The following is a 6,031-nucleotide window of genomic DNA, read 5'->3' as shown; positions in this document are numbered from 1 at the left end:
ATTTATAATAAATTTAGTTTATTATATAATCATTATATAATTTTAAATGTAAAATTAATATAATGAACAAACAATTTTTGATTATATTATATTATGAAAATTAATAAATTTCATCCTTTTCATTTAGTGGACCCAAGTCCGTGGCCTATCTTTGCTAGTTTTTCTGCTTTTTTTATGTTAGTAGGGGCTGTAATGTATATGCATGCGTATTCTGGAGGTTTCTTTTTATTAGTTACAGGTGCACTAATATTAGCCTATTCTTTTATTGTATGGTGGAGAGATGTTATTCGTGAAGGTACATTTTATGGGCTTCATACGAAAGCGGTACAAACAGGGTTACGTTATGGTGTAATCTTGTTTATCCTATCTGAAGTAATGTTATTTGTGGCTATTTTTTGGGCATTTTTTCATTCAAGTTTAGCACCGACTATTGAAATAGGAGGTGTATGGCCCCCTGCGGGTATTGAAGTGATAAATCCATGGGAAATTCCTTTTTTAAATACATTATTATTATTAACTTCGGGTGCTTCTGTTACTTGGGCACATCATGCGTTATTATCGGATAAAAATGACGAAGCTTTTCGTGCTTTAATAGTTACTGTAGTGTTAGCTATTATTTTTACGGGTTTCCAAGCTTTTGAATATTTTGAAGCACCTTTTACGATAGCTTCAGGTATTTTTGGATCTACTTTCTTTTTATCTACAGGATTTCATGGATTTCATGTAATTATAGGTACTATTTTTTTATTTGTATGTACAATACGTGTATATTTAGGTCACTTTAGTAAAGGCCATCATTTTGGTTTTGAAGCGGCAGCTTGGTATTGGCATATGGTTGATGTTGTTTGGTTATTTCTTTTTGTGTGTGTTTATTATTGGGGTGGTGCTTAAGTATCAATTTAATTTTAAATTTTTAAAAGAATATTTAATTCAACTTGAATAAAAATAAAATAATTTTATAGAAAATCTTGCATCATTTCATTTTAAAAATGTTATTAATATAATTTGAAATGATGTTTTTCTATATTTTCTTGTATAAAAGGTCTTATTAATCTTTAAATAATATTTAGTTCAAATATTATTAATATATGCGGATTCTAAAAATAATATGTTTCTTTAAGAAGTTATATTAAGTTTTAGTAAAAAATTACTAGTAATAAATTTAGATATGGCAATAGATAAAATAGTAACGCCTCCTAAGTATAAAAATTTTACTTTAAATTTCGGTCCTCAGCATCCAGCAGCTCATGGAGTATTACGTTTAGTTTTAGAAATGAATGGAGAAGTGATTCAGCGAGCTGATCCACATATAGGTTTATTACATCGTGGAACGGAAAAATTAATCGAATATAAAAATTATTTACAGGCATTGCCTTATTTTGATCGATTAGATTATGTTTCAATGATGTGTCAAGAACAAGCATATTCTTTAGCAGTTGAAAAGCTTTTAAATATTGAAGCGCCTTTAAGAGCTCAATATATTCGTGTATTATTTGGTGAAATTACTAGAATATTAAATCATTTATTAGCTGTAACTTGTCATGCAATGGATGTTGGTGCTTTAACTCCATTTTTATGGGGATTTGAAGAACGTGAAAAATTAATGGAATTTTATGAACGTGTTTGTGGTGCACGCTTACATGCAGCTTATGTACGTCCTGGTGGTGTTCATACAGATATACCTATTGGTTTATGCGAGGATATTTATTTATTTGCAAGTGAATTTGCTTCTCGTATTGATGAAATGGAAGAAATGTTAACAACTAATCGTATTTGGAAGCAACGTTTAGTTGATGTAGGTGTAGTTTCTGCAAACCAGGCGATGGATTGGGGGTTTTCTGGTGTTTTATTACGAGGTTCTGGTGTTTGTTGGGATCTTCGAAAAACGCAACCCTATGATGTATATGATCGTATGACTTTTGATGTTCCAGTTGGGACAAGAGGTGACTGTTATGATCGTTATTTAATACGTGTTGAAGAGATGAGACAAAGTTTACGTATTATTATGCAATGTCTAAATGAAATGCCGTCGGGGATGGTAAGGGTAGATGATAAAAAAGTTAGTCCTCCTTCTCGAAGTCAAATGAAACAATCTATGGAGTCATTGATACATCATTTTAAATTGTATACGCAGGGATTTGTAGTTCCTTCAGGTGAAACTTTTACTGCTGTTGAGGCACCAAAAGGTGAATTTGGGGTTTTTTTAGTAAGTAATGGTACAAGTAAACCTTATCGTTGTAAAATAAAAGCTCCTGGGTTTCTTCATTTACAAGGTATTGATTTTATGGCACGTAATCATATGTTAGCTGATGTTGTAACGATTATAGGTACTCAAGATATTGTATTTGGTGAAGTAGATCGATAATTACTATATTTAGTTTTAAAACTAATATAGGAATTATTTATTTTCTTTTTGCGGAAATAGCTCAGTGGTAGAGTATTGCCTTGCCAAGGCAAGGGTCGAGGGTTCAAATCCCTTTTTCCGCTTATATAATTAAATTAAATCTTTTGTTTTATATTTTATGCCACAATTAGATAAAGTTTCATACCATACACAATTTTTTTGGTTGCTTGTAGGTTTTGTAGTATTATATATTTTTATTACAAGATATTTTTTACCTTCAATTAGTCGTAGTTATAAATCAAGACAAGCTGTAGTACGTTTTGCTGAATCAAAAATTAGTGTTCAAACACCTATAAGACCTATTGATCTTATTTATGAAGAACATACTAATATTTTGAAAGAAATTTATGATTTAGGTATTAGATCAGTTTCTCAAGTTAAAGGTAGTATGGCCTCATGGTTGTATGAAAACGGAGAAAAGGTTCAAAAAGAATATCATAAGGATTTTGGTCCTTTTTATTGTTCTGTATTAGCACAGATCGTGTATGCAAATCATTTACTTGATTTTCATTTACTTAAAGAAGATTATGTTCTTGAAAATGATGATTATAGATATTTTCATAAATCGTCGGATATTGCAAGTGATTTGAACGAATATCTTGCAGCAGTAAAGGATTTTCCTAGACTTTATAATCATTTATTTTATGAAGTTTAAATAAAGTAAATTAAAAAAAAATATAATTATGATTAATAAATTACGTCAAATAGATATATTTAATGTAGTAGTTGCATTATTAGTTTTTAGTATACTGAGTGCAAAACATATTATTATTTATAATGAAGAAATATTAGTAGCTTTAAGTTTTTTTGCTTTTCTTTATTATGTAATGATATCAAGTGGTGATTCTATTGGAAGTTTTTTAGATGAACGAGGATCTTTAGAAAGAGCTCGTATTTCTGATAGTTATGAAAACCAAATTGTTGAATTGAATGATAGTGTTCGTGTTTTAAAAGCTAGTGATTATTTTACGCATATATTAGAAGAAGAAAAGCAGATTTTAAATAAGCTATTGTTAAATGTCGATACTCGTATTTTATCTGCAAAGTTATATGAAGATCTTGTAACACATTATACACGTTCTCTTACTTTTGCGACACGACAATATAGACTTATAAGGTTAGTATATTCTGAAGAATTAGCGTATAGACTTCCTGAGTTTATTTGTAACAATTATAATCAATTAACAACAACAGAATTAAAATGGATAAATGATATAACACGTACTAGGGTTCTGAAAGCGTTAGCTTCAGCTAATCTTAATACTGTATATAATAAAATATCATAATTAGTTGTTATTTTAACTTAATTTTATATATTTCATTTTTTATATAAAATAAGTTTTATACGCTCACTTGGTGAAATTGGTAGACACGCGAGACTTAAAATCTCGTCCTTAAGGGTATCGGTTCGATTCCGATAGTGAGCATATTTAAGGAAAAGCATTCTTAGCTCAGTTGGATAGAGCAGCAGCCTTCTAAGTTGAAGGTCGCAGGTTCAAATCCTGCAGAATGCGTTTTTTATTAATATAAAAACATTAATAAATTTCTAGAAATCAATATATAATTTTTTATGTATTTATTAGTAATATTTTTACCTCTTTTAGGAAGTTTAACTGCGGGTTTTTTTGGTCGTTTTATAGGTTATAGAGGGGCTGCAATTATTACTACAGTTAATGTTTTACTTGCAGCAATCTTAAGTATAATTATTTTTTATGAAGTAGGTTTATCAGGTGTTACTTGTACTATAGATTTAGCTCCTTGGGTAGCGTCAGAAATGTTTGATGCTAATTGGGGGTTTTTATTTGATAGCTTAACAGCGGTTATGCTGGTAGTTATTACTAGTATTAGTACTTTAGTGCATTTATATTCTATTTCGTATATGGATGGTGATCCTCATTTACCTAGATTTATGTCATATCTTTCCATCTTCACGTTTTTTATGTTGATGTTGGTGACTGGGGATAACTTCTTACAAATGTTTTTTGGTTGGGAAGGAGTTGGTTTAGCTTCTTATTTATTAATTAATTTTTGGTTTACTAGGTTGCAAGCATCTAAAGCTTCTATAAAAGCAATGTTAGTTAATCGTGTAGGGGATTTTGGATTAGCTTTAGGTATTATGGGTATTTACTCAGTATTTAAAACGTTAGATTTCGCTACAATATTTGCTTGCGTTCCACATGTTCATTCAGAAGTATTTATTTTTTTAAATACAAAATTTCACGCTTTAACCGTGATAGGACTTTTATTATTTGTGGGTGCTATGGGTAAATCTGCTCAATTGGGTTTACATACATGGTTACCAGATGCTATGGAAGGACCTACACCTGTTTCTGCATTAATTCATGCAGCTACTATGGTAACTGCAGGTGTTTTTATGATATCACGATGTTCGCCTTTATATGAGTATGCTCCAGATGCTTTATTAGTTATTGCTGTTTTTGGAGCTATGACATGTTTTTTTGCTGCAACTACAGCAGTTGCGCAGAATGATATGAAGCGTGTAATTGCTTATTCAACTGCTAGTCAATTAGGCTATATGTTTTTTGCATGCGGTATTTCACAATATACAGTCGGAGTTTTTCATTTAATGAATCATGCTTTTTTTAAAGCATTATTATTTTTAAGTGCAGGTAGTGTAATTCATGCATTATCTAATGAACAAGATATGCGTAAAATGGGCGGTTTAGCCAAATTATTGCCTTTTACTTATGCAATGATGACTATTGGTAGTTTTGCTTTAGTAGGATTTCCTTTTCTAACAGGTTTTTATTCAAAAGATGTTATTTTAGAAGTGGCTTTTGCTCGTTATACTTTTAGTGGTAATTTTGCTTATTTTTTAGGGTCTGTTTGTGTATTTTTAACATCTTATTATTCTTTTAAAGGTTTATTTGCTGCTTTTATTGCACCTACATCCATTTTTAGATCAAGTGCTTCGCATATACATGATGCTCCTATTATAATGGCTATTCCTTTAATGATTTTGGCTTTAGGTAGTATTTTTGTAGGTTATACGGCTAAAGATATGATGATTGGTTTGGGTACTCATTTTTGGGGATCTGCCATTTATACGTTACCTCAAAATAGTGTAGCTGTTGAATCTGAATTTATAGATCAATTACAAAAATTTGTTCCTTTAGTTGCTACTTTAGCTGGAGCTTTTGTTGCTTTTTTTATTAATGTCTTATATTCAGGTGCTTCATTAAGTTATACTTTTAAAAATACTTATTATGGTCGAAGATTATATATTTTTTTAAATAAACGTTGGTATTTTGATAAAGTTTATAATGATTTTATTTCATATACTGCAATGAATTTTGGTTATATTGTTAGTTTTAAGGCTTTAGATAAAGGAAGTTTAGAATTATGTGGTCCAACTGGTATAGCGTATTCTTTTTTAAATACAGCGAAATATATTAGTCGATTACAAAGTGGATTAATTTATCATTATGCTGTCTTTATGTTATTAGGTTTAACTTTATTAGTTATAGCAGTTAGTGTATGGGACTTTTTAGAATTAATAGTAGATATAAGAATATTGTTTATATATTTAATTAGTTTTTTATTTTATAACTACTATTCAAAACGAATATCAATTTAATTTTAAATTTTTAAGCAAATAGCTAGCTC

The 6,031-nt window shown here is 29.7% G+C and carries 5 protein-coding genes and 3 tRNA genes; all 8 read left to right on the top strand.

From position 1 onward, the window contains the following. Window positions 1-93 precede the first annotated feature (93 nt). The 8 genes from JFN88_RS26020 (at window position 94) to nuoL (ending at window position 6,002) form a co-directional block, all read left to right on the top strand. The gene (locus JFN88_RS26020; protein WP_199017413.1) at window positions 94-891 is read left to right on the top strand and encodes a cytochrome c oxidase subunit 3; all 798 of its coding nucleotides are present in this window, start codon (window positions 94-96) and stop codon (window positions 889-891) included. A gap of 277 nt (window positions 892-1,168) precedes the next feature. Then, window positions 1,169-2,365: an NADH-quinone oxidoreductase subunit D gene (locus tag JFN88_RS26015; protein ID WP_199017412.1), complete on the top strand. Its 1,197-nt coding sequence runs from the start codon at window positions 1,169-1,171 to the stop codon at window positions 2,363-2,365. Between the two features lie 50 nt (window positions 2,366-2,415). Further along, window positions 2,416-2,487 (top strand) — tRNA-Gly (locus JFN88_RS26010). Between the two features lie 35 nt (window positions 2,488-2,522). After that, window positions 2,523-3,059, top strand: coding sequence for a YMF19 family ATP synthase protein (locus JFN88_RS26005; RefSeq protein WP_199017411.1), 537 nt, complete (start codon window positions 2,523-2,525; stop codon window positions 3,057-3,059). 28 nt (window positions 3,060-3,087) lie between these two features. After that, window positions 3,088-3,690, top strand: a complete 603-nt coding sequence (locus tag JFN88_RS26000) for an ATP synthase subunit B family protein (protein WP_199017410.1) — start codon at window positions 3,088-3,090, stop codon at window positions 3,688-3,690. A 61-nt stretch (window positions 3,691-3,751) separates the two neighbouring features. Then, a tRNA-Leu gene (locus JFN88_RS25995) sits at window positions 3,752-3,831 on the top strand. 13 nt (window positions 3,832-3,844) lie between these two features. Further along, window positions 3,845-3,918, top strand: a tRNA-Arg gene (locus tag JFN88_RS25990). Window positions 3,919-3,974: 56 nt separating this feature from the next. After that, on the top strand, window positions 3,975-6,002 hold the full coding sequence (gene nuoL / locus JFN88_RS25985; RefSeq protein WP_199017409.1) for an NADH-quinone oxidoreductase subunit L: 2,028 nt from the start codon (window positions 3,975-3,977) through the stop codon (window positions 6,000-6,002). Window positions 6,003-6,031 lie beyond the last annotated feature (29 nt).

The organism is Paenibacillus roseus (assembly GCF_016424485.1).
Classification (GTDB): Bacteria; Bacillota; Bacilli; order Paenibacillales; family Paenibacillaceae; genus Paenibacillus_D; species Paenibacillus_D roseus.
Note: the sequence above shows the minus strand (reverse complement) of the source record. Positions and strands in the feature narration are given on the sequence as shown.

Excerpts from the sequence above, each read along its gene's own strand:
- JFN88_RS26020 (WP_199017413.1), top strand. The coding sequence starts at position 94 with ATGAAAATTAATAAATTTCATCCTTTTCATTTAGTGGACCCAAGTCCG.
- JFN88_RS26005 (WP_199017411.1), top strand. The coding sequence starts at position 2,523 with ATGCCACAATTAGATAAAGTTTCATACCATACACAATTTTTTTGGTTG.
- nuoL (WP_199017409.1), top strand. The coding sequence starts at position 3,975 with ATGTATTTATTAGTAATATTTTTACCTCTTTTAGGAAGTTTAACTGCG.
- JFN88_RS26015 (WP_199017412.1), top strand. The coding sequence starts at position 1,169 with ATGGCAATAGATAAAATAGTAACGCCTCCTAAGTATAAAAATTTTACT.
- JFN88_RS26000 (WP_199017410.1), top strand. The coding sequence starts at position 3,088 with ATGATTAATAAATTACGTCAAATAGATATATTTAATGTAGTAGTTGCA.